Origin of the sequence: Paraburkholderia sartisoli (assembly GCF_900107685.1) — a bacterium.
Taxonomy (GTDB): Bacteria; Pseudomonadota; Gammaproteobacteria; order Burkholderiales; family Burkholderiaceae; genus Paraburkholderia; species Paraburkholderia sartisoli.
In genome coordinates, this window is the sequence record NZ_FNRQ01000001.1 from 27,326 (window position 1) to 49,244 (window position 21,919).

The following is a 21,919-nucleotide window of genomic DNA, read 5'->3' on the forward strand; positions in this document are numbered from 1 at the left end:
CCAGACCCACGTGTGAATCCGCTGAACTAATATCTACTTCTACGTCGATTCGCCGGCACGCATTGAAACCGGCGCCGACGTTTTCACGCCCCTTTCCGAGGTCGTCCGCTTGAATATTCCCGCACACGCACCGCTGCATCTGCTTCATCAGGTCGCCGTCGGCACCCTGGCCACGCATGCGCGTCAGCCTCAAGGGTATCCCTATCCGACCGTCCTGCCGTTCGCACCCGATGCGCATCACCGGCCGATGATCCTCGTCAGCCGGCTCGCGGAACATACGCGCAACCTGCAGGCCGACCCGCGCGCCGGGTTCCTGGTCGTGCATGCACCCGAAGGCGACGTGCTGAACAGCCCGCGCGTCACGCTGCTCGGGGCTTTCGAAGCGGTCGATCCCGCGCCGGAACGCGTGCGGCGCTATCTGCGCTATCACCCGGACGCCGGACAGTATCTGGCGCTTGGCGATTTCACGTTCTGGCAGATGTCGCTGGAGCGGATCCGCTATATCGGCGGCTTTGGCGCGATGGGCTGGCTCGACGCAAGCGATCTCGATCCGCTCGATCCGCTCTCACCGGATGAAGAATCCGCGCTGACGGAATTCTTTGATCACCATCCGGGGCGCGGCGGCGAACTCGAGCTTGCGGGCATCGACCGTTATGGCGTCGACCTGAAAATCGGCGGCCATCGCACGCGCTTTATGTTCGACGCGCCGAAAATGGATTCCACGAGCCTGCACGACGCACTGGCGGATTGCATCGAGCGACACGCCGATTAAATGCCTTGTTTCGGGAAAACACCTAAACAAACAGTTTGAAGGTTAGCGCCCGCGCCGCTATTTACCTTGATATTAGAGAAAGTTCTCATGGCGTGAAATGTTCCGGTTAAATATTCGGATTTATTTTCATGGCCTGGGAGGTAACCCGATATTCACGGGATGACCCGTACTCTTCTTCAGGGAAATATGAATTGTCATCAGATGCCAGATTCGTGAACGTGAAGGCGGTACGTGAAGCATTCTGAAACAGGCAATAATAATTTTCTTCAACGGCTTTTCTCCCGTTTCTATTTTGTGTTAATCTCGCCAGCAAAATTCCGAGGCATGAACGCGTACAAACACCCACAAGCAGCGAGCGGGCAAAAGACCGGTAGCTGATTAACCGAACGACAAGGGAATCTATGTCTTCCTACAAGGAACTACTCGCTCAGCGAGAGAAGCTGGAAAAGCAGATCGAAGAAGCGAAGTCGCGTGAATATGCGGAAGTGCTGAACGAAATCAAGCAGAAAATGGCCGACTACGGCATTACCCTTGCCGAGCTCGGTGGCGGTCGTGGCAAGGCGGCGAAGGTTGGCCGTCCGCGCGCCGGCGTGGCGCCGAAATATCGCGATCCGGATAGCGGCAGCACCTGGTCCGGCCGTGGCAAGCCGCCGCGCTGGATTGCAGGCAAGGATCGCGAAAAGTTTCTGATCGCACGATAAGCACAGCCAGTTTCGACCGGTTGCCGTGCAGGGTTCGAATCGCTAAACGATTACCGCAACCGGGAAAACCGCGCTACCGCAAGGAGCGCGGTTTTTTATTGCCCGCGTTTTGACGCGTCGCTCACGCGCCACGCGCCTGGCATTGCTCTGGCGACCGGAATACGAATGCTTCGTGTTTTTATAACCGGCTGATTTAAAAGGGGAATTTTTTGATAATTAACTTCCGTGTCCCGCGATGCCCGGTAAAATAAACCCATTCAGTATTTTCCTTTCATTTTGTATGCCGCTCACCGCCGTCGATTCTTCCGCCGAAAAACATCAGGTTGCACGCCGGAGCACGTCCGTCAGTATCGTGCTCAATGCCGTGCTGATGTCGCTCCAGATTGCGATTGGTGTGATTGCCCACTCGCAGGCGCTCGTTGCAGACGGCGTGCATTCGCTTGCCGATCTGGTTTCCGATTTCGTCGTGCTGTTCGCAAACCGGCATAGCGGTGCGAAACCCGACGCCGATCACAATTACGGCCACAGCCGCTATGAAACCGTGGCGTCGCTGTTTCTCGGCGGCTTGCTGATCGCCGTGGGCGTCGGCATGTTGTGGCGCGCCGGAACGCGTCTCGCCAGTCTCGACGATATCCCGGCCGTCCATATGAGCGCGTTCGTTGTCGCGGTGGTGGTGCTCGTTTCGAAGGAAAGCCTCTTTCGCTACATGCTGCGCGAAGCGAAACGCGTGCGCTCGGCCATGCTCGTCGCCAACGCGTGGCACGCGCGCTCGGACGCGGCGTCGTCGCTTGTCGTCGCGCTCGGCATTCTCGGCAGTCTCGCGGGTGTGCGTCTGCTCGATCCGATCGCGGCGGCGATCGTCGGCTTCATGGTTGCCCGCATGGGCTGGGTATTCGGCTGGGAGGCGCTTCAGGATCTGTCCGACCGCGCACTCGACGAAGCCTCCGCCGACGACGTGCGCGCGCTCCTGATGGCCACGCCCGGTGTGCGTGACGTGCATGAACTGCGCACGCGCAAGATGGGCGACTTCGCGCTCGTCGACGCGCACATTCTGGTGGACCCGGGCATTTCGGTTTCGGAAGGGCATTACATCGCGGAATCGGCGCGCATCAGTGTGCTGAAAGACCAGCGCGTGCTCGATGCGCTGATTCACGTCGATCCTGAAAACGATGCGCTCGCGAGGCCACCCGTCAATCTGCCGCCGCGCGCGCAGGTCGTCGCCGCGATCGAAGCCGCGTTCGCGGCGCATCAGATGAAGCCGCAGGCGATCAACCTTCACTATCTCAGCACAGGACTGGACGTCGAGGTGACGCTGCCGCCCGCTACCGGCGACGGTCATGCGTCGGAGGGCGTCCAGCTTGCCGGGTCGCTCGATCTGGACGGCCTGAAGCGCAGGCTCGGCGCGCGCAGGTTGAGCGTCGCGCGGGCGCTGGCCGTTGTCGATGCGTCAGCGGCGCAATCGGGCGCTGCGGGTGGCGCGGATGAACGGATAGCGCCGGACGCGCAACGTCTCGAACACGAGCGTCACGACGCGGATTGAACCGGCCAACCGACCCAACCGCCCGGCCGCGCATGAGCCCAGCCGCGTGTCGCAATGCGAGGTTCAGTTCAAGGGCGCGGTGGCCGACGGCCGTTTAAAGCGGCAATTGCGTATCGAACTTGATTTCACGCAGCACGACGCTCGTGCGCACCTGTGCGACGGCGGGAATCTTGAAGATGCGCTCATGCAGAAACGCGTCGTACGCCTTGATGTCGGGTGCCACGATTTTAAGGATGTAGTCGGATTCGCCGGTTGTGCTGTAGCACTCGGTGACTTCGGGGCAGGTTGCGATCTCACGCTCGAACTGTTCGACGCCGCCTTCCGTGTGGCGCGTGAGATGGATGTGCGCGAGCGCGCAGACGTGCAGGCCAAGCTTCTCCCGATCGAGCAGCGCGGTGTAGCGCTGGATCACGCCGGACTGTTCCATATCCTTGATCCGGCGCCAGCACGGTGTGCTCGAAAGCCCGACCTGATCGGAGATTTCCTGCACGGAACGGCGTGCGTCGAGCTGCAAGAGGCGCAGGATTTTTTGCGAGAACGTATCGAGTGTCAACTGCGCCTCCGTTTTTGCTTCGCCATGTCCCTGAATCTGAATGGTAGAGCCCACAAAAACGAAACGCAATGTAAAACGCGGTTGACGAGGGAGATTACCTAATTTGCCGGTTCGTCGGCGACGTTTTGTCCTGAGGCGTCCCTATCAGCGGCTTGTGCAGCGGATTGTTGCGTGGCACGCAATTCCGCCAGCATGTTGCAGAAAAGGGCGCCCTGTTCGATCGCGTCGTCCAGCGCTACGTGGGTGTGCGGATGGTCGTCGAACCAGTGCTTCGGAAAGCGCGGTTTGATGCACTTGCGGTACGGCAGCCCCGTCATCGCGAACGCGAGCGTCTTGATATCGAGCGCAGACCACGAGAATGGGCAGCGCCCCGTGAAGCGCATCATGTACCAGAACATGAACGTGAAATCGAAGCCCGCGGGCATCGCGACGAACACCGGCTTGCCTGGCAACGCTTCGACCCATTCGACGTAGGCATTGAGCGCCGCCTCGGGTTGCTGCAGGTCCTTGCGGCATGCCGCCCACGCGTCCGGCTGGGTTTGCCACCACGCGGCCTGCACCGGATGCGGCGCCGCGCCTTCCAGCAGTTCCAGGTTCGCGGAAAAAGTCGCGATCAGCTTTTTGTCGGCGGTGTAGGCCGCCGAGGCGAAACTCAACATGGAATGCGGACCGGGAATCGGGCCGTCCGCTTCGACATCCGTGCTCACATAGATTTCGGCGGTCATGCGCTGGCTCCGTCCGCGACGTACGGATTCGTGCGACGTTCGGCGCCGAACGTCGACGTGGGTCCGTGACCGGGGACGAACGTCACGTCGTCACCGAGCGGCCAGAGTTTTTCGCGGATCGCGCGGATCAGCTCGCCGTGGTTGCCGCGCGGAAAATCGGTGCGGCCGATCGAACCGGCGAACAGCACGTCGCCGACGATCGCAAGCCGGTGCCCGCGGCTGAAGAAAACCACATGGCCCGGCGTATGCCCCGGGCAGTGGTAAACCTCGAGCGTTTCATTGCCGAAGCTCACGGTTTCGCCGTCCTGCAGCCAGCGGTCGGGCACGAACGCCTGCGCCGCCGGAAAGCCGAAGCGCGCGCTCTGTGCCGGCAACTGGTCGATCCAGAAACGCTCGTCTTCATGCGGACCCTCGATCTTCACGCCGTAATGATCGGCCAGCGTTTTCGCGCCGGCGCAGTGATCGATATGGCCGTGGGTGAGCAGCACCTTTTCGACCGTCACGTTCTGCCGCCCGACTTCCCGCTGGATGATGTCGAGATCGCCGCCCGGATCGACGACGACGGCGCGCCCGGTCGCTTCGCAGACAAGCAGTGAACTGTTCTGCTGGAACGGGGTGACAGGAATCAGGGTGACTTTCATAGGGACGCGAGGCCGCTGCAAAACCCCGATTGTACCGGCCGCCGGAAGCCGCCGCCGCCCGGCCAGATGGCATATCGACAATGCCTGTTTTTGCACCCATAGTGAAAATGAATGACGGATTGGGGCTGTCCGGGGCGCGGAAGATATGTTTTCGGTATAATGCGCCCATCATGCACGGAAGCCGTGCTGTCAATTGGCGATATGTCACCTTTTTTGATCGGGTGTTTTAGTCGCGTCAAGTTTGTGCCGTGCTGTTTTGACGGCAAATCAAGCATCGACTGAGGTCGATGCGCACGTCTTGTCCAGCCAGGCGCAACGCGTCTGCAACGGCCTAGCTGCCGTGCCGCTGGATGGGGCCTACGCCGCCGTTCCTGCCCGCCTTTCATGGCGCGCAAGAACGTGATTGCCACGTTCGATGGCGGCTTGTGGGGTCTGGTCAGGCTGCCGGGGACAGGTTGCGCCAGACGTGAAAACTAACCGTGCGGTAGCGGCAGAGTATGTCGCATCCGGGCTTTCAAAGCTCTGCGCAAAAAGGCGCAGCGTTTTGCTTTGCCCTTGCCGCCGGAGTCGCAGGCAACTCGCAGCGATCGCGAGATGCGGCTCGACAATGTGAATACACGTCTTATGAATACTCGACTACCCCGACGTATCGGGAGTCTTTTGGCTTTTCTGGTCATGACCGGGTGCGCGATGCCGCCAGGTCCGGCCACCCAGACCAGCGGCGCGCCGCTGGCCACGAAGGATGCGCGCACGGCCAGCAACGGCGCGCCACAATCGTTCGGCAAGACTACGACCTTCGACAATCCGTCCGCCGACAGCGGCAAGTCGCTCGCCGACGCCGCGCCGATCGACGACAAGAGCCCCGACGTTTCGGATTTCCATCAGACTGGACGGGCCTCGTGGTATGGCCGCTTCTTCCATGGCCGCAAGACGGCCAATGGCGAGCGCTATAACATGCACGCGCTTACCGCGGCCCACAAGACGCTGCCGCTCGGTTCCTACGTTCGTGTGACGAATCCGGCGACGTCGCGCTCGGTCGTGGTTCGCATCAACGACCGCGGTCCGTTCGTGCGCGGCCGTGTGATCGATCTTTCGTATGCGGCCGCGACGGCGCTCGACATGGCGCACGTGGGCACCGCGCGCGTGACGATCGAAGGGTTGTCGCCGCAGGAAGCGCGCGTCGAGCTGAACAAGGAAACGCTGGCTATGAATTCCTCCGGCGCGGACAAGTAAGCCGGAAGTGCGCGCTCGCTGAACCCGTGTCAGCGGGTGAATGCTTCAACGAAGGGCCGCCGCTGTGCGGCCCCTAGTCTTTTCTGAGCGCAAGCGCGCGCGTGTACAGCGCGTTGCGCGACGCGCCCGTGATGGCGGCCGCCACTTTCGCGGCGCTGCTCACCGACATTTCTTCCATCAGGATGCCGAGCAGGGCATCGTGATCGGTCTCGCCTGACGCTTCGCGCGGCGCGCCTTCCACCACCACCACGAACTCGCCACGTTGACGGTTCGGATCGGCCACGAGCCACGTTGGCCCTTCGGCCAGGGTGCAGCGATGCAGCGACTCATGTAACTTCGTCAGCTCACGTGCAATGAGCAGCCGGCGGCTGCCGCCGAATGCTTCGGCGAGCGCCTCGACGGTTTCGACGATGCGATGCGGCGCCTCGTAGAACACCAGCGCGTGCGGGTAAGCGGCAAGTTCGGCGAGCGCGGTTGCGCGCTGTTTTGCCTTGGGCGGCAGAAAGCCGATAAACGAAAACGTGGCGACCCAGTCGCCCGCGGCGCTCAGTGCCGTGGCAAGCGCGCTTGCGCCTGGCAGTGGAATGACGGGATAGCCGGCTTCGCGCACCGCATCGACGAGTTTTGCGCCCGGGTCCGAAATGCCTGGCGTGCCCGCATCCGACACGCAGGCTACGCGTTCGCCCGCCTGCAGGTGCTCGATCACGCGGTGCGCGGCGGCGCTTTCGTTGTGCTGATGCACGGCAATGAGCGGCTTCGAGATGCCGTAGCGCGCGAGGAGCTGGCCGGTGTTGCGTGTGTCCTCGGCGGCGATGCGGTCCACGAGTCCAAGCACGTGCAGTGCGCGCACCGTGATGTCGGCCACGTTGCCGATCGGTGTCGCGACGACATACAGCGCGGCGGCGGGATAGTGCTGCCCTTGCGCAAGTTCGGTGAGAGGAGTCATGAAGCAGAAGACACAGACAGACGAAGCAAGGCCGACATTGTGCCACGCGCGGCCCCCGGTTCCGGGGCGCACGCGCGAGCTCGCCGGTGCGCCCCGCGCCGTGGACAACTTTTCGGGATACCGGCGGTCCAACGTCGTCGGAGCGGCATTCGAAGCCCACGCGCTTGGTTTTCTGCAACGTCAGCGCCTGCGTTTCGTCGCGCGCAACGTGTTGTGCCGGGGCGGCGAGATCGACCTCGTGATGCGCGATCGCGATGGCACGCTGGTGTTCGTCGAGGTTCGCGCGCGCAGCCAGCGGCGCCATGGCGGCGCGGCGGCGAGCGTCGGGTGGCAAAAAAAGCGGCGTATCGTGCATGCTGCGCAGCACTATCTGGCAACGCGCACGTCAGGTACCGCTGCGTGCCGCTTCGACGTGATTGCATTCGAGGCCGGGCGGCTCGTGTGGCTGCGCGACGCGTTTCGCGCCGACGAAGTGTGAGCGAACGTTCTGATTGCGCGCCTGAGTACGCTAAACTTGCGAACGCGTGCGGCGCCGGCATTGTTTTGCGCGCTGGTGTCCCCAGGATGGCTGTTCGCATCGCACGCGCTGAACCGGTTGCCGGAACCCTGTGACGCGCATTCATGCGTGCCTCGATGCCGGCTAAATGTGCAGTACAAGATAGAGACTCGATGTCAGTCGAACGCATTCAACAGCACTTCCGCGACAGCGCGGCAGTCAAGCTCGAAGCACTCGAAACATTGTCGATGCCGATTGCCGCGGCGGTCGACACGATGTTCACCGCGCTTGCCAACGGCAATCGCATCCTTGCGTGTGGCAACGGCGGCTCGGCGGCGGACGCGCAGCACTTCGCCGCGGAGCTCATCGGCCGCTTCGAACGCGAGCGGCCGGGTTTGCCGGCGATCGCGCTGAGCACCGATTCGTCGGTGATCACCGCGATCGGCAACGACTATTCGTTCGATCAGATTTTCTCGAAGCAGGTCCGCGCGCTGGGTCAGCCCGGTGACGTCCTGCTCGCGATCACCACGTCGGGCAATTCGGCGAACGTGCTCGCCGCCATCGACGATGCGCACGAGCGCGAAATGATCGTCGTCGCGCTCACCGGGAAAGGCGGGGGGCGCATGAACGAAGCGCTTGCGGATACTGACATTCACGTCTGCGTGCCGTCCGACAGAACGGCGCGCATTCAGGAAGTGCATTTGCTGACCATCCATTGCCTGTGCGACGGCATCGATGCCATGTTGCTGGGCGACGACTAATTTAAGGGGAACGGGTTGATGAGCGCATTCCGCGTCAAGAAAACACTGGTGAGAACTGTCCTCGTGGTCGGTTTTGCGGCGGGGCTCTCCGCGACCCTGCAGGGCTGCTTCCTGGCCGTGGCGGGTGCGGCGGGTGGCGGCGCGCTGGTGGCCACGGATCGTCGCACGCTGGGCGCGCAGACCGAAGATCGCGAGATTCAGGTGAAGGCACTCACGCAGATCAATGACAACGTGCCGGACTCGTCGCATATCAACGTGACCGTGTACAACCGTCGTGTACTGATCACCGGCGAAGTGCCGGACGACGCGTCGAAGCAGAAGGCCGAAGCCGTCGTGCGCAATATCAACAACGTGAACGCGATCATCAACGAACTGGCGATTGCGCCGGCAAGCTCGTTCTCGTCGCGCACGAACGACACGTATCTGGAAGGCCGTGTGAAGACGGCGCTGATTGCCGAAAAGGACATCTCGGCGAACAACTACAAGGTCGTCTGCGAGCGGGGCAATATCTATCTGATGGGCCTCGTTACCGTTGACGAAGGCAACCATGGCGCGGACGTCGCGAGCCGCGTGTCGGGTGTCACGCAGGTGGTGAAGGTGTTCCAGTACATCCAGCCGCAGGAAGCCGCGGCGGCCACAGCCGCGGCATCGGCCGCCGCGAGCGGGACGGGCGCGGTGCAAACGTCGGCCACCGCTCCGACCGTCGGCGCGGTGCCGGACTCGTCGGTCACTTCGCGTCCGCTCGACACGCAGTCGCCGGCGCCCGTCACGAATTCGAGTGCGGTGCATCCGGGTAATCCGAAGGCAACCACGCCGTGAAGACGACTGATCGCCGGACGCGCGGCAGACTGGCCGTGATTGCCGCGTGCGTTGGCGTCAGCCTTGCCGGATCGCTTTTTGTGCCGGCATCGGCGCTTGCAGCCGATACGCCGCGCGGGTTGGTCGTCGCGCGGGGTAACGCGTGCATGGGGTGCCACGCCGTCGACCGCAAGCTCGTCGGGCCGTCGTTCCAGCAGATTGCAAGCAGGTACAAGGGCGACCCGCTCGCGACCACGAAACTCGTGAAGAAAGTGAAAGACGGGGGCTCCGGCGTCTGGGGCGCGATTCCGATGCCGTCTCACCCGTCGATGAGCGATGCGGATGTCCGCTCGGTGGTCGAGTGGGTGCTGGCCGGTGCGCCTTCGTCGAAATGATCGGGCGCGAGGCGGACTGGCGGTGCAGCAAAACGAAAAAGCCTTGTGCTAGAATCGATGGGTCGTTGGGGCGGTAGCTCAGCTGGGAGAGCGTCGCGTTCGCAATGCGAAGGTCGTGAGTTCGATCCTCATCCGCTCCACCAACGAATATCAAGGGGTTACAGGTAATTTGCCTGTAACCCCTTTTCATTTCTGGCAACCATGTAACCGGAGGAACGGGTCAACGCAACGCCAACCAGGTCCACGTGCATGACGTGCTGTACTGCACGCCAGGTGAGGTCTGCATTTGATCCCTCACGTCGCGGCAACAGGGCGGTTGTCGTCGAGTAACTCCCGCACCCGCGCCCGTGCTTGTCGCACACGCCGCTGGCTGACCTCTGATGGCGACGTCAATGACACACAGTTCACTGACGCACCCAAACCGGAGTATGGCGAGTACACCGGTGAAAGATCTACAGCTTCATTTGCTCCTGCAGGTCGCTGCAGGTCGCCGATTTCTGCTGGTCGTATTCCTTTGGATTGCTGGCTTTCATCTGCTGGAAACTGGCGACGGTTTTCGCGGCGTTTTTCCAGCCCGTGTCCCAGTCCGCCGCGAAGTTCGTGTCCTGGCCAAACTTCTTGCTCGCCGAGTTCTTGTAGCTCGACACCGTCGACGCGTCAACGCCGCAAACTTCCGCGGCGACGCGCGCGTTGTTCGCGGCGAACTGGACACCCGACTTCATGAGCTTCTGGGTCGCGTCCTGACTCTGGGCGTTCGCGCCGCTCGCACCCAGCGCGAGACAGGCGCTGAAGGAGAGAGCGGATAGTTTGAGCAATGCGTTTCGGCGGATCTTCATCGATGGGTCCTTGAATGTGTTGAAGCAAGACGATGGAATGCGGCTTAGTGCAGCGCGCTAACCATCAGCGACGCCGGCTTCCCGTTGGTGGTCATGTCCTGGCGCATGACGAGGCCCGCCGCCGGGCAGAAGTGATCGACAACGTGCGTCTGCGCGTTCAGGTCGGCGGTGTGACTCATCATCTTCACATTGTCGGCGTGCATGCTGCGGTCATATGTAACAGGCCAGCACGCGAACTTGCCGGCCGGCGTCTGCAGTTGCTCCTGCTTGCCGACCTGCTTGTCGCTCGTCGTCATGACGAACTTCGGTGCCGCCATCGTGCCGACCGTCTGCCCCATGTTCGCGAGCTTGCCCGACACCGCGCCTTCACTGCGCGTGCCTGGAATACGCTGCCCCTCGCCCGTGATTTCGCCGACGTAGCTCAGCACGCCGACCGTCTGCGACGACATCGTCGCGCCGAACGTGCCTGCGCCCGCGTGGCTGTTCATCGAACCCGCGGCGGCTTCCGTCTGCGCATGCACCTTGCCGCCGGCAATCTCGAACTTGACGTTCGATTCGCTCTGGACCGGCTGCCCACCCATCGACATGCTCATCACCGCGCGGATCTGGCCGTTACAGTTGTTACCGTCACGTTTCGAAAACTGGGTCACCGTGAATACCGTGGCGCGTTGACTCGGCGAGGACGTTGCAGTGAAACCGCCGCCCTGATGCATCCATGGCGCATCGCACGCGAGCTCCGCATGCGCCTGCGAAACGCCTGCGGCGCACGCGGCGGCGACCGCGATCATGGCCACGCGCCGCAATGGCTGGCGAGTATTGCGCACGCTGATTTCAACCGAATGGTTCTTGCTGTCGTTCATCGTTCTCTCCAGCTGTTATCTCCTGGGCCCGGTCTTAGTGACCGCCACTGCACAGGGCAAGTTCAATCTAGCGATACTCGGTGAGCGTCATTTGTATCGCATCCGGCTGGGGTCCGGCAACGTTGCGCCCGGGCGCGCCATGCGCTCTGAATGCCGCGTAGCGCGACAGCACGCGCGGGACGTACGCCTGCGTTTCGGCGAACGGCGGAATGCCCCCGTAGGTACGCACGTTTGCTTCCCCGGCGTTGTAGGCGGCAAGCGCGTAAGACAGATTGCCGGAGAATTGCCGCAGCATCTGGCCCAGATACAGCGCACCCGCCGCGACGTTTTGCACCGGATCGTAGACGTTGGAGACGCCGAAGCGCAACGCCGTCGCCGGCATCAACTGCATGAGACCCTGGGCGCCTGCGGGCGATACCGCCCGACGGTTGAAGCCGGACTCGACGTCGATGACCGCGGCGACCAGCGCAGGATCGACGTCCGCGGCACGCGATACGGTGCGGATGAGCGGCGCCATCGTCGCGTAGTTGCAGCCGGCGCATGCGCTTGCACTTGCGCGCGGCAGCGACGTCCGGCTGGACAGGGCAAGCGTAGCGCCAGCGAGCACGACGCCGCGCGCGCCTCGCACGTCGGAACCTGTGCCGGTATCGGCATCAGCGCCGACGATGTTCTGCACTGCCTGTGCCCCGCGCATCGCGCTGCGCCCCGGTGTCGCGCCGGGCACTCGCACGCGGCTGTCATGTGCCGGCAGCGTATGACCGCCGATGACGTAGCTCACGCCGGCCGCCCGCGCCGGCGCCGACATCACGGTGAGCCCGGTGCCAATGCAGATGCCGATGCCGAGCGGCGCGACGAGGTGGTAAGCGTGTCTCACTGCTTGACGAGTTCGACGCGCCGGTTCTGCGCGCGCAGTGCATCGGTCGTGTTGGGCACGAGCGGCTGCGTCGAGCCGTAACCCTTCGACGTCAGCGTGCTGGTCACACCCGCGCTCTTCAAATACTGCGCGACCGCATCCGCACGATCCTGCGAGAGCTTCATGTTGTGCGCGTCCTCGCCTGTCGAATCGGTATGGCCGGCCACTTCGATCTTCCAGTCCGCGTGCGCCTTGAGGAGCGTCGCCATGCGGTCGAGCACGGGTTTTGCATCGGCGCGCAGGGTGCTTTTGTCGAGATCGAAATTCACGCCGTACAGTTGCACATGGCCCGTCTGTTCGAGCTGCGAAGCCACGGCGTCGCTCGGGCCACCCGACGGATTGCAGGTGAGCTTCGACGGTCCGACCCGCTCGCCGGGACTTTCGGCGACGTTCGAGAACGTGTGCGCATCGGCCGTGAAGAGCGCGGAGAAGGCCTGTTTGTCATCGGGGCTGAACGCGATGATGCCCGGCGTGCTGAGTTTCGATTGCTGCTCGTTGCGTGTGAGCCGCAGATAGCCACCCTGCTCGATCCCCCCGACGATCGTGCCGAGCACCTGCGACACGCGGACTGGATCGCTGCCCGCCGATTCGAAGTAGCAGCCTTCGATGCTCGCGCCTTGCTGTTGCAGCAGCACGTAGCCGCTCGAGCCAAAATTCAGCGGGAAGTGATAGAGGCCCGCCACCTGGCGCACCGACTGTGCGGCACCCGGCGTGCCGTACGCGGAGAAGCGGCTCAGGCCGATACCGTTTGGCGCCTGCTCCGGTGTCGACGACAGCGTCAGACGCAGAAACTTCGCCGTGACGGGTTGCTGGAGCGGCGCGCGCACGACCACGCCCGGCTGGATGGTGTCGGCGCCTGGAATATCGGCATCGTAGGCCGTGGTCCAGGGGCCGCTCGCGTTCGCTGCGGTGTCGACCTTGACGTGCTGCGGCGTCACCTGGCGTTGCGGGCTGCTGACGAAGGCGAACGACGCAATCTGCGCCTCACCCGGTAATGCCAGCACCAGTTCATAAGGATTGCTGTTGACCTGGATGCCCGGCGAATCGGGTACGCCATCGACCAGCCGAAACCAGTCGTCGCTGGTCTGGCCGACTGCAAACGCGCCTGCACTGAGGCTCGCCACGTCGACCTGCTGCGGGCCGGCCGTCGCCGCGGCCGGAGCCGGAGCGGCCGCGCTTGCGGCTGCCGGCGCAGCGATGACGGCGCTCGCCGCCGATGCACCGATGCTCACCGCGCCATCAGACAACACCCTGGCGGACGAAGTATCCGATGCCGTCTCGTCCTGCTTGCGATGACAGCCCGAGAGCACCAGGACGACGCCGGCGGACATCAGCGCCGTCATGGCGATCGAACGGCGCGTGACGGAAAGAATGCGTGACATGGAGGTCAATTCACTGGGCTCCTGATTGCTGGCTGCGCGTGAGGATATGAATCTCGTCGAGATCAGTCCGGATCTGCGCCTGTAACTCGTTCAATTTCGTGCGGCTCGCACCGTTGCGCCTGGCGGCGTCGAACGCGACGAGCGCGTCCTTGAGATCCGCCTGGGATTCCGCGCGCCGCGCGTTCACCAGTTGATGCGCGCTATTGTCGGCCTGCTCGTTCGCGGTGCCGTCGGAATTGAGCAGATTCGCGCGCAGCCGGTGGTCGCCGCGCACGTCGTCGGCCACCATGCCCGGATCGCGCGCCGGCAAGGTCGCGTTCATCGGCGCATGCTGGCGCGAGCGGCCGAATGGCGACAGCGCCGTGCCTTCGGGCAAGGCGGATAGCGTACCGCGCTGCGCCGATGGGTCGCTTGCGCCTGACGCGCCGGCGGCTGCCGGCGTCTGCGCAATCGTACGCGACGTGATGATTTCGACGCCACCTTCGTGTACCACCGAAACCGCCGACTGTGACGACCGCGCCGGCTGAACCTGGGGCCCGGCGCCTTGCGGCACGCCCTGCGCACGCGCCGCGCCGTTGCACGCAACGACGAGCATCGCGAGCCTTGCCAGCGCCGATACGCGTCGCGCGCGCGACGCCCGCGTTGTACCCCGACCGGCCATCGTTCACCCTCCCCGAAACGGCGATTGCATCCGCACGATCGCCTCGGATTCGATCGGAATGCGAAAGCCACCCGACACACTGGAATAGCCGTAGCAGTTGTTCATTTTCGTCGGCACGCCGAGGCCGCCCGTCGTGCCGGTCGAATAGATGTTGCTGACGCCGTTCACGAGATAGAAGACCACACGGTTGATGAACGGGACATAGAGATCGTAGCAATACGTGACGCTGATCTTCAGCAGGTTCGCATCCTGGATCGACAGTCCCGAGCTCGAGCCGGCCCTCGTATTGCGATACATCAGCGTGTCGTTCGGAATCTCTCTTACCGTCTTGCCCGCGTAATAGTTCGAGCGGCCGAAATCGGACAGCGCCGCGCCGGTCGGATTGATGACCGTCAGGCGGGTGATGCCAGGGTTGCGTGCTTCGACGGTTGCGGTCAGCACCGCGGTCTGCTGCGTCGCGATGCCTGTCGAATGCGCGAAGAGCGGTGCGATGCCGCGACCGAAGCCGTTGAGCATCGCGCTCTTCTGGCCGTTCTGCACCGCGCCGGCGCGTGCCGCCATCAGCGTCGCGTAGTTCACCGTGCTTTTTGCCTGATACAGCAGGCCGAACTGGATCAGCCCGAGACAGAGCAGCAGCAGAACCGGCAGCCCGATGATGAATTCCACCGCCGACTGTCCGCGCTGCGCGTGCCGCGACCTCATGGGGCGCCGCGCGCCGTGAATCGCCGTGTGCGTCATCGTATGTCTCCGTCGTCGATGTCGAGCTGCACGCCCGGTGCGAGACCCAGCGCCGCGCCGCGGCCCGCCTGCAACTCGAGCGCCGACGCCGCGCGCCAGTGCATGCACACGCGGCGAGGCCCGACGTTGTCGCGCACGCCGACGACGCGGTCGTGGCGGTCCAGGAACACCACGTCGATCGGCGCGGACATGAACCACGTGTGAATCGAATTACACGGCTGAATCAGCAATGCATCGTGCTCGGTGATCGACTTGCGTCCCATCCAGCCCCTGAGCCGGTCGATCATCCCCGTCGTGACGTTCAGGTCGAGCGTGAGCGGCGTGCCACCGGCCGAAATCCGCGCCGGCTTCACAGCAACCCCTCCTGCATGAACTTCATCACGATGGGAAAGCCGAGCACGATGAAGGTCACCGGAAAGATGAACACCACCAGCGGGAAGATCAGCTTGACCGGTGCTTCCATCGCCTGCTTTTCCGCGCGCTGGAAACGTTCGGTGCGGCGCTGCTCCGACTGGAAGCGCAGCGTGGTCGCAATGCTGCCGCCCATGCGTTCCGACTGCACCACCGAACTCACGAAGTTGGTCACTTCGCGGACCTGCAGGCGTTCGTCCATGCGCCGCAATGCGTCGGCGCGGGGCAGGCCCGATTTCATGTCGCGCAGCACGTGTTCGAATTCGCGCTTGAGCGGACCCACCGGTCCCTTGCCCACAGCCTGCGCGAGAGCGCCGTTAAGGTTCAGGCCGGCTTCCATGCTGAGCGTGAGAAAGTCGAGATACACCGGCAACTGCTTTTCCACCTGCCTGACCATGCGTGTACGAATGTCGCGCAGCCACAGGCGCGGCAGAAAGAAGCCGGTCGCGGCGGCCAGCAGGGGCAGTAGCGTGTTGTCGCTGTTGAGCCAGTGGACGACCAGCAGTGCCATCACGAACGCGACCGACGCCGCCACCAGAGACAGCGAAATGAACTGCCGCGCCGAGAGCAGGTAGCTTCGGCCGGTCAGTTGCAATTGCAGCTCGACGCGCCTGACGATCGCCGGCGGATAGAGGCGGCCGAAGTAAAAGTCGAGAAAGCGCACGAGCGGCCATAGTATGCGCAGCGGCGTCGAGAGCGGGTCGAGAAACTCGCGGTCTTCACCCGGCACGTGCTTGCCGAGCACCGACAGCGATCGCACGATTACGCCAAGGAAAATGATCAGGCCGAGAGCGATGCAGAAAGCGATAGCGATATACATGGCGCTCACACGTCGATGTTGGTGATCTTCGCGATCGCCTTGTAGCCGAGAAACTCCATCACCGCGATGACCGTCAGCGTGGCCCAGCCGATGGGCTTGTTGAAGAGCGGGTCCATCGCGACCGGGTCCATATGGCTCAGGACGACCATCAGGAAAATGGGCAGCAGCGTCATCACCCAGCCTTGCGCCTTGCCCTGCGCCGTCAGCGAGCGGATCTTGCCTTCCATCTGCTGCTTGTCGCGCAACGTGCGCGCCACCGTTTCGAGCGTTTCGGCGAGATTGCCGCCCACTTCGCGCGAAATCGAAATGGCCGCCGTCGCCATCAGAAAATCCTGCATCGGGATGCGCTTTTCCATGTGCATGAGCGCATCGGCCATATCCACGCCGAGGCGGATCTCGCGGATCAGCAGCGCCAGTTCCTGCGAGATCGGCGGCCGCGTTTCCTGGGCCGCGCTTTCGAGCGCGAGCGGAAAGCTCGCACCGGCGCGCAGCGCGCTCGCCACCATCAGCAGCGCATCGGGCAACTGCTTTTCGATCTGTTGCAGGCGGCGGGTCTGGATGCGACGCACGAGCAGACGCGGCGAGAGCAGACTCAGCAACATCGCGATGACCGTCAGGACGATGTTCTGGCTCACCACGTACACGGCCAGCGGGATTGCCAGCACCGCCAGCGCGCTCGCCGCCGCAACCTGCTGGGTGCTGATGAAAATAAACAGGTCCGCCAGGTTCGATCCGACTTCGTCGCCCACGCGCGCCGTGCGGCGCACGAACCACGTCTTGCCTTGCGAGACGACGCCCCACGACACCAGCGTCAGCAGCACGAAGGCCGCGCCCATCATCAGAGCTGTATTCATTGGCTGGGCCTCGTGCTAGTCCTGAAAGATCGACGTATCGACGGCGATGCCGCGGCGGATCAGGTCCTGGTAGAAATCCGGCACGTAACCCGTCGAGTGGAACGTTCCCTGTACCTTGCCGTCCTCGCCATAACCGCTTTGCCTGAACACGAACACGTCCTGCAACTGCACCGTGCCCGACTCGATGCCGCTCACTTCGGTGATATGGGTGACGCGCCGCGTGCCGCAGGAAAAGCGGGTCTGCTGCACGATCATGTCGACCGCCGACACCACCTGTTCGCGGATCGCATTGACCGGCAGGTCGAGACCCGCCATCAGCGTCATCACTTCGAGGCGCGACAGGCAATCGCGCGGCGAGTTGGCGTGCGCGGTGGTGAGCGAGCCGTCGTGGCCGGTGTTCATCGCCTGCAGCATGTCGAGCGCTTCGCCGCCGCGGCACTCGCCCACCACGATGCGGTCGGGACGCATCCGCAACGTGTTCTTCACCAGGTCGCGAATCGGCACCGCGCCCTTGCCTTCCATGTTGGCGGGCCGCGCTTCCAGCGAGACGAGGTTGCTCTGCGAGAGCCGCAATTCGGCCGCGTCCTCGACCGTGACGATCCGTTCGTTATCGGGGATGAAGTTGGACAACACGTTGAGCAGGGTGGTCTTGCCCGATCCCGTGCCGCCCGAGATCACGATGTTCGCCCGCAGTTCCACCGACACGCGCAGGAAGGCCAGCATCTGTGGCGACAGCGAGCCGAAGCGCACGAGGTCTTCGCCGTGCAGCTTGTGTTTCGAGAACTTCCGGATCGTGATGTTCGGGCCTTTCAGCGCGAGCGGCGGAATCACCGCGTTGACGCGCGAGCCGTCTTTCAGGCGCGCGTCGACCATCGGCGAGCTTTCGTCGATGCGCCGCCCGAGCGGTGCGACGATCCGCTCGATGGCGCCGAGCACGGCCTGATCGTCGGTAAAGATCGTCGACGAGCGGGTCAGCTGACCGGCGCGCTCGATGAAGATCTCGTTATAGCGGTTCACCATGATTTCAGTGATCGACTCGTCGGCGAGCAACGATTCGAGCGGCCCGAGCCCGATCACTTCGTCGAAGATACTCTTGAAGAGCGCGTCGGTCGGAATGCCCGGGCGCGCGAAGATCGGATCCGACGAGAGCACCGTGCGCAACAGGCCGCTGATCGTGGTCGACAACTCCACTTCGCTCATGTGCGCCACGTTGATGCGGCGCAAATCGATGGCCGAGATCAGGCGCGCGTGGCCCGTCTTGCGCAGCTCGATGCCTTCGGGCGTATTCAGCCATTGCGGCTCGTCCTGTACGTTCTGTACGTCCCGGGCACCGGGCGCCGCGGCGGCAGTGTCGCGTACCGGCATCGCCGGTGCCGCTCCGTGACCGGGATGCGAGCCGCCCGCCGTGCTGCGTTCGCGCGGCATCGCGACGACGCCATTCGACCGTTCGCCGATCACCGCCAGGCCGTCGGTGCCGGTGCGCAGCGGCGAAGCCGTTTCGATGCGCGGCTGTTGTGCCACGGCCTCGAGCGGCATCGTCACGACGCCCGGCGCGTGGGCGGCCTGGCGCGTGCGCATCTGTGTTCGGGATTCGTCCGCCGGCTGGGCGCGCATCGCCGCCTGTGTATCGGCTGCGGCCGCGGGCGCAGCCACCGGCTTCGCATGACTGTCCACCAGATGCAGCCCGCCTGCGCCCGCCGCGCCGTGCACCACGGGCGTCACACCGATGCGAAACGACGCAATCTCGATCTGGTCGGTTTCCGTCAACGGCCCGTACGACGTGATCGGACTGCCGTTGACCATGGTCGAAGCCAGACCGCCCTTGTCTTCGATATACCAGTGTCCATGACGCGGCTCGATGCTCGCCTGCACCTTGCCGATCAGCAGGCCCTTCAACACGATATCGCAGGCCGGATCCTTGCCGAGGGTCGCGCCTGTCTTCAGCATGTGGAGCTGTGCCTTGCCGTCACGTCCCGTGACCGACACCTGCAATTCCTGGACGTTTTCCATCATTCACCGCCTGTTGCCGACTGGTTGGCCGATGCGCCGGACATCGGCGCATCGCTACTGCCTGAACTTCATCAATTGCCGTACATCGTGTGGTCGAGAACCGCGGGCGACGCCGGTGCGGCGTCGCGTCGGGCGGCCTTGTCCTCTTCCTTGCGCAGCGCTTCGCTGCGTTGTGCGTTGGCTTCCGGCAGCGGGCTCGGATTGCCGTACTCGTTGTGGTAATCGGCCTGAATGTCGGAGCCGCGCGTCGTCAGTTCGGCGTTCTTCTCGCTGTCCGCATCGACGATGTACGGCGTGACGAGCACGACCAGATCGCTCTTGTTGTTGCGGAAGTCGGTGGACTTGAACAGATGCCCAAGCACCGGGATGTCGCCGAGCAGCGGCAACTTGTCGACCGCCGTGGCCGCATCCGCGCTGATCAGGCCGGCGAGCGCGAGCGTCTCGCCCGGGCGCACCGACAGCTGCGAGGTCGTGCGCCGCGTGAGGAACGCCGGATAGCCCTGCACCTGCACGGTCGGATCGATCTGGCTGATTTCGGTGAGCAGGTCGGTCGAGATCACGTTGCGCGCATCGACTGTCGGCGCGATCTCGAGCCGGATGCCGTATTCCTTGTAGATCACGTCCTGCGCGCCGAAGCCGGCGGACACCGGAATCGGCACCTCGCCCCCCGAGAGGAACGTGGCCTTGCCGCCGCTCCTCGAATTCAGTTCCGGCGACGCGAGGATGTACGCGTCGCCATCGTTCACCAGCAGGTTGATTTTCGAGAAGATCGACGTGGCGATGCCGAGGAACGCGCCGCCCGTGGCGCCCGCCGCTGCGCTCGGCGCGTTGTCGAACGATGCGGTGCCGGTATCCGGGAACGGGCGATAGCGGCCGGTACGGATCGCATTGCCCGCCACCGATGCCTGCGGACCGTTGATCTGCTGATCCCACGCGATGCCCAGGTTGCGCTCGGCCGTCTTCGAGATTTCGAGGATGTCCATCTTGAAGTGGACGGTCTTCTTCAGCGGCGCGCCGTCGTCGACCTCGATCAGGTTGACCACGTCGGGCATGCTTTGCAGCGCGGTCATGATGAGATCCTTCTGCTCCGGGTGTACCTTGCCGCGCACCACGAAGCGGTTGCCGTCGGCGTCGATGCGCAGGTTCTCGACGAAACCCAGCGAGTGCTCCAGACGCGACAGCGTGGTCGCGCGGTCCTGCGCGGACACGGAGAGCTTGGTGCGCAGCACGATGCCCGATTCGTTCCACACCACCAGCGACGTGTCGCCGGGCTGCTGTGCGAGCAGCAGCAATTGATGGTCCACGACCGACGCGTTGATCACGTCGCCGTTGCCGACCGCGACGCGCTTGACCTTGCCCTGCACCGGGATGACCTTGACTTCGCCCTTGTACAGATAGAGCGTTGACGGCACGCCCTGTCCGTATTCGACGAGTGCGTCATCGTTGTCGCGCACAACGGGCGGGCGGTATTTGACGCGCTGCATGGTCGCGGGCGCTACCGTCGTCGGCGGGGGCGACGCGGCATCTCTCGCCGATGCGGACCGCGCGGGCACGACCGCAGCAGGAGCGGGAGCAGCAGCCGGTGCAGAAGCCGGTGCAGAAGCCGGCGCGGCGGCGACCGGGGGCGGCGCACCGTCATGGGCGAGCGGCGCCGGGGCAGCGACCGGGCCGCTGGCGGCGACCGGCGATTCGGCGTATCCGTGAAACGGGGTCATCGCCAGACTCGCCGCGAAAACCAGATGGACTCCCCGGAAGATGCGCCCCGTTTTATGTTCTCGATTGGTTGTCATGGATGAGGATGTAGTGATTGGAAAGGAGGGGCCGTGCTGCCAGACGCGGCGGTCTCGCCGACCCGGCCGTCACCTCGTGCGTCCGATACGCCCGTTGACGGCGTCCTGCATCTGTTGAACCGCGCGCTGCTGGGCGTCGCTGATCGCCGCCATCCGCTGCTCGACGTCGGCGACGGCAGCGGCGTGCGCATTGGCCGGCTTCGCGTCGAGCGCCGGGCGCGTCGAGACGCTGCTCTCGCCCTTGCCGCCGACGATGTATTGAATGCCCGCGCTGCCGTCGTCGCCGAACAGCGACGCCTGCTGCACCGTGACCGGCGGCGTGGCCAGCTTGTCCGAACGGTTGCGCAGCACCGCGCGCAACGTGCCGACCTTCTGCGCCAGCGCGATCTTCGCGGCCTGCTCCGGGCTCACCTGCAGCGTCACGCTGTCGTAGCCCTGCCGTTGCGAGCCGTCGTCCTGTTGCGAGAGTTCCTCGCCGTAATCGCGCGGACGCACGTCGCGGCCGGTGGCGATCACCGCCAGATCCGACAGCAGCAGTTGCGCCGACTGACCGCGGCTGCCGGAATCCGAACCGTCGCCCGGCGTGGCGATCATGAACAGGTCGATCCGGTTGCCCGGCTTCAGCATGTTGTCCGCCGAATTGGTGGTGTCGATGTCGATCGTCAGCGCGCGCGTGCCGGGCTTGAGCATGTCGCTGAAATCGCGCGCCTGGAACGACGAGACATCCGCGCGCCGCACCGGCGCGCCGCGCTTCACCGGACGCACCAGCGTGAGCTTCGACAGCGAATCGAAGTCCTGCGCACGTATCGTGTCGTCGTAGACGAAATCGGCGGACACCTCGCGCGCGGCAAAATTGTCGGAGGTGAGCGGCGCGCCGGCCTTCAGGTCCGTCACGGGCACCAGCACCGAGACCTGATTGCGCGCGTTCATCGATTCCATCAGCGACGCGCGCATTGCCGCTTCGCGTCCCGACATATAGCGGAACATCGACCACGTAAGGAGCCCGGCGGCGATCGCCGCGACGCCGAGCAGCACCCAGGGGTTATTGATCAGCGTGTGTGTTTTGATTCTCTTGAACATCAT

The 21,919-nt window shown here is 64.0% G+C and carries 24 protein-coding genes and 1 tRNA gene; 9 read left to right on the forward strand and 16 right to left on the reverse strand.

Annotation, left to right across the window (positions count from 1 at the left end; translation table 11 throughout):
• Positions 1–109 precede the first annotated feature (109 nt).
• The 3 genes from BLV45_RS00135 to BLV45_RS00145 all read left to right on the forward strand — a co-directional run bounded on the left by BLV45_RS00135 (position 110) and on the right by BLV45_RS00145 (position 3,013).
• Entirely contained in the window at positions 110–772 is a 663-nt protein-coding gene (locus BLV45_RS00135; RefSeq protein WP_090527225.1) for a HugZ family pyridoxamine 5'-phosphate oxidase, read from the forward strand.
• A 401-nt stretch (positions 773–1,173) separates the two neighbouring features.
• Positions 1,174–1,473, forward strand: coding sequence for an H-NS histone family protein (locus tag BLV45_RS00140; protein ID WP_090527228.1), 300 nt, complete (start codon positions 1,174–1,176; stop codon positions 1,471–1,473).
• A gap of 280 nt (positions 1,474–1,753) precedes the next feature.
• Positions 1,754–3,013 carry a cation diffusion facilitator family transporter gene (locus BLV45_RS00145; protein WP_090527231.1) on the forward strand — a complete coding sequence of 420 codons (1,260 nt, stop codon included), beginning with the start codon at positions 1,754–1,756 and terminating at the stop codon, positions 3,011–3,013.
• Between the two features lie 94 nt (positions 3,014–3,107).
• On the opposite strand, the gene BLV45_RS00150 is transcribed toward BLV45_RS00145, so the two are convergent.
• The 3 genes from BLV45_RS00150 to BLV45_RS00160 form a co-directional block, all read right to left on the reverse strand.
• A complete protein-coding gene (locus BLV45_RS00150) occupies positions 3,108–3,566 on the reverse strand; it encodes an Lrp/AsnC family transcriptional regulator (RefSeq protein ID WP_074263115.1) in 459 nt (152 codons plus the stop codon).
• Between the two features lie 98 nt (positions 3,567–3,664).
• Positions 3,665–4,291 carry a 3'-5' exonuclease family protein gene (locus tag BLV45_RS00155; protein WP_090527234.1) on the reverse strand — a complete coding sequence of 209 codons (627 nt, stop codon included), beginning with the start codon at positions 4,289–4,291 and terminating at the stop codon, positions 3,665–3,667.
• Entirely contained in the window at positions 4,288–4,932 is a 645-nt protein-coding gene (locus tag BLV45_RS00160) for an MBL fold metallo-hydrolase (protein ID WP_090527237.1), read from the reverse strand. The genes BLV45_RS00155 and BLV45_RS00160 overlap by 4 nt, the downstream gene beginning before the upstream one ends.
• A 624-nt stretch (positions 4,933–5,556) precedes the next feature.
• On the opposite strand from BLV45_RS00160, the gene BLV45_RS00165 reads away from it, so the two are divergent.
• Positions 5,557–6,165, forward strand: a complete 609-nt coding sequence (locus tag BLV45_RS00165; RefSeq protein ID WP_407670922.1) for a septal ring lytic transglycosylase RlpA family protein — start codon at positions 5,557–5,559, stop codon at positions 6,163–6,165.
• A 73-nt stretch (positions 6,166–6,238) separates the two neighbouring features.
• Here the strand turns inward: BLV45_RS00165 and rsmI are convergent, their stop codons facing one another.
• Positions 6,239–7,111 (reverse strand): 16S rRNA (cytidine(1402)-2'-O)-methyltransferase, encoded by an 873-nt coding sequence (gene rsmI / locus BLV45_RS00170; protein ID WP_090527243.1) that lies wholly within the window; start codon positions 7,109–7,111, stop codon positions 6,239–6,241.
• Here rsmI and BLV45_RS00175 point away from each other — a divergent pair.
• The 5 genes from BLV45_RS00175 (at position 7,110) to BLV45_RS00195 (ending at position 9,704) form a co-directional block, all read left to right on the forward strand.
• Entirely contained in the window at positions 7,110–7,589 is a 480-nt protein-coding gene (locus BLV45_RS00175; protein WP_090527246.1) for a YraN family protein, read from the forward strand. The two genes, rsmI and BLV45_RS00175, sit on opposite strands and share 2 nt — an antisense overlap.
• Positions 7,590–7,780: 191 nt before the next feature.
• Positions 7,781–8,368 (forward strand): phosphoheptose isomerase, encoded by a 588-nt coding sequence (locus BLV45_RS00180; RefSeq protein WP_090527249.1) that lies wholly within the window; start codon positions 7,781–7,783, stop codon positions 8,366–8,368.
• Between the two features lie 18 nt (positions 8,369–8,386).
• On the forward strand, positions 8,387–9,187 hold the full coding sequence (locus BLV45_RS00185) for a BON domain-containing protein (protein WP_090527252.1): 801 nt from the start codon (positions 8,387–8,389) through the stop codon (positions 9,185–9,187).
• Positions 9,188–9,267: 80 nt separating this feature from the next.
• Positions 9,268–9,561 carry a c-type cytochrome gene (locus tag BLV45_RS00190; RefSeq protein WP_245753134.1) on the forward strand — a complete coding sequence of 98 codons (294 nt, stop codon included), beginning with the start codon at positions 9,268–9,270 and terminating at the stop codon, positions 9,559–9,561.
• Positions 9,562–9,628: 67 nt separating this feature from the next.
• Positions 9,629–9,704, forward strand: a tRNA-Ala gene (locus BLV45_RS00195).
• A 309-nt stretch (positions 9,705–10,013) separates the two neighbouring features.
• On the opposite strand, the gene BLV45_RS00200 is transcribed toward BLV45_RS00195, so the two are convergent.
• The 12 genes from BLV45_RS00200 to cpaB all read right to left on the reverse strand — a co-directional run bounded on the left by BLV45_RS00200 (position 10,014) and on the right by cpaB (position 21,916).
• A complete protein-coding gene (locus tag BLV45_RS00200) occupies positions 10,014–10,397 on the reverse strand; it encodes a hypothetical protein (protein WP_090527258.1) in 384 nt (127 codons plus the stop codon).
• Positions 10,398–10,441: 44 nt separating this feature from the next.
• The gene (locus BLV45_RS00205; RefSeq protein WP_090527260.1) at positions 10,442–11,257 is read right to left on the reverse strand and encodes a TapB family protein; all 816 of its coding nucleotides are present in this window, start codon (positions 11,255–11,257) and stop codon (positions 10,442–10,444) included.
• Between the two features lie 67 nt (positions 11,258–11,324).
• Complete coding sequence (locus tag BLV45_RS28030) at positions 11,325–12,131, reverse strand: lytic transglycosylase domain-containing protein (RefSeq protein WP_281246303.1); 807 nt, start codon at positions 12,129–12,131, stop codon at positions 11,325–11,327.
• A complete protein-coding gene (locus BLV45_RS00215; protein ID WP_090527263.1) occupies positions 12,128–13,552 on the reverse strand; it encodes an OmpA family protein in 1,425 nt (474 codons plus the stop codon). The genes BLV45_RS28030 and BLV45_RS00215 overlap by 4 nt, the downstream gene beginning before the upstream one ends.
• Positions 13,553–13,562: 10 nt before the next feature.
• Positions 13,563–14,213, reverse strand: a complete 651-nt coding sequence (locus BLV45_RS00220) for a hypothetical protein (RefSeq protein ID WP_143130365.1) — start codon at positions 14,211–14,213, stop codon at positions 13,563–13,565.
• 3 nt (positions 14,214–14,216) lie between these two features.
• A complete protein-coding gene (locus BLV45_RS00225) occupies positions 14,217–14,879 on the reverse strand; it encodes a TadE/TadG family type IV pilus assembly protein (RefSeq protein ID WP_245753087.1) in 663 nt (220 codons plus the stop codon).
• Positions 14,880–14,947: 68 nt separating this feature from the next.
• A complete protein-coding gene (locus tag BLV45_RS00230; protein ID WP_090527272.1) occupies positions 14,948–15,304 on the reverse strand; it encodes a DUF192 domain-containing protein in 357 nt (118 codons plus the stop codon).
• Positions 15,301–16,182 (reverse strand): type II secretion system F family protein, encoded by an 882-nt coding sequence (locus BLV45_RS00235; protein ID WP_090530877.1) that lies wholly within the window; start codon positions 16,180–16,182, stop codon positions 15,301–15,303. Before BLV45_RS00235 ends, BLV45_RS00230 begins: the two co-directional genes overlap by 4 nt.
• Before the next feature lie 5 nt (positions 16,183–16,187).
• Positions 16,188–17,036 (reverse strand): type II secretion system F family protein, encoded by an 849-nt coding sequence (locus tag BLV45_RS00240; protein ID WP_090527275.1) that lies wholly within the window; start codon positions 17,034–17,036, stop codon positions 16,188–16,190.
• A 15-nt stretch (positions 17,037–17,051) separates the two neighbouring features.
• A complete protein-coding gene (locus BLV45_RS00245) occupies positions 17,052–19,046 on the reverse strand; it encodes an ATPase, T2SS/T4P/T4SS family (protein WP_407670923.1) in 1,995 nt (664 codons plus the stop codon).
• A gap of 71 nt (positions 19,047–19,117) precedes the next feature.
• Positions 19,118–20,761, reverse strand: a complete 1,644-nt coding sequence (locus BLV45_RS00250) for a type II and III secretion system protein family protein (RefSeq protein ID WP_143130366.1) — start codon at positions 20,759–20,761, stop codon at positions 19,118–19,120.
• 144 nt (positions 20,762–20,905) lie between these two features.
• Positions 20,906–21,916, reverse strand: a complete 1,011-nt coding sequence (gene cpaB / locus BLV45_RS00260; protein ID WP_176954040.1) for a Flp pilus assembly protein CpaB — start codon at positions 21,914–21,916, stop codon at positions 20,906–20,908.
• Positions 21,917–21,919: the final 3 nt, after the last annotated feature.

Bases quoted from the DNA above. Each gene is read 5' to 3' on its own strand.
- BLV45_RS00145 (WP_090527231.1), top strand. From the start codon at position 1,754: ATGCCGCTCACCGCCGTCGATTCTTCCGCCGAAAAACATCAGGTTGCA.
- BLV45_RS00200 (WP_090527258.1), bottom strand. From the start codon at position 10,397: ATGAAGATCCGCCGAAACGCATTGCTCAAACTATCCGCTCTCTCCTTC.
- BLV45_RS00185 (WP_090527252.1), top strand. From the start codon at position 8,387: ATGAGCGCATTCCGCGTCAAGAAAACACTGGTGAGAACTGTCCTCGTG.
- rsmI (WP_090527243.1), bottom strand. From the start codon at position 7,111: ATGACTCCTCTCACCGAACTTGCGCAAGGGCAGCACTATCCCGCCGCC.
- BLV45_RS00140 (WP_090527228.1), top strand. From the start codon at position 1,174: ATGTCTTCCTACAAGGAACTACTCGCTCAGCGAGAGAAGCTGGAAAAG.
- BLV45_RS00180 (WP_090527249.1), top strand. From the start codon at position 7,781: ATGTCAGTCGAACGCATTCAACAGCACTTCCGCGACAGCGCGGCAGTC.
- BLV45_RS00160 (WP_090527237.1), bottom strand. From the start codon at position 4,932: ATGAAAGTCACCCTGATTCCTGTCACCCCGTTCCAGCAGAACAGTTCA.
- BLV45_RS00215 (WP_090527263.1), bottom strand. From the start codon at position 13,552: ATGTCACGCATTCTTTCCGTCACGCGCCGTTCGATCGCCATGACGGCG.
- BLV45_RS00250 (WP_143130366.1), bottom strand. From the start codon at position 20,761: ATGACCCCGTTTCACGGATACGCCGAATCGCCGGTCGCCGCCAGCGGC.
- BLV45_RS00235 (WP_090530877.1), bottom strand. From the start codon at position 16,182: ATGTATATCGCTATCGCTTTCTGCATCGCTCTCGGCCTGATCATTTTC.
- BLV45_RS00205 (WP_090527260.1), bottom strand. From the start codon at position 11,257: ATGAACGACAGCAAGAACCATTCGGTTGAAATCAGCGTGCGCAATACT.
- BLV45_RS00220 (WP_143130365.1), bottom strand. From the start codon at position 14,213: ATGGCCGGTCGGGGTACAACGCGGGCGTCGCGCGCGCGACGCGTATCG.
- BLV45_RS00245 (WP_407670923.1), bottom strand. From the start codon at position 19,046: ATGGAAAACGTCCAGGAATTGCAGGTGTCGGTCACGGGACGTGACGGC.
- BLV45_RS00165 (WP_407670922.1), top strand. From the start codon at position 5,557: ATGAATACTCGACTACCCCGACGTATCGGGAGTCTTTTGGCTTTTCTG.
- BLV45_RS00240 (WP_090527275.1), bottom strand. From the start codon at position 17,036: ATGAATACAGCTCTGATGATGGGCGCGGCCTTCGTGCTGCTGACGCTG.
- cpaB (WP_176954040.1), bottom strand. From the start codon at position 21,916: ATGTTCAAGAGAATCAAAACACACACGCTGATCAATAACCCCTGGGTG.
- BLV45_RS00175 (WP_090527246.1), top strand. From the start codon at position 7,110: ATGAAGCAGAAGACACAGACAGACGAAGCAAGGCCGACATTGTGCCAC.
- BLV45_RS00155 (WP_090527234.1), bottom strand. From the start codon at position 4,291: ATGACCGCCGAAATCTATGTGAGCACGGATGTCGAAGCGGACGGCCCG.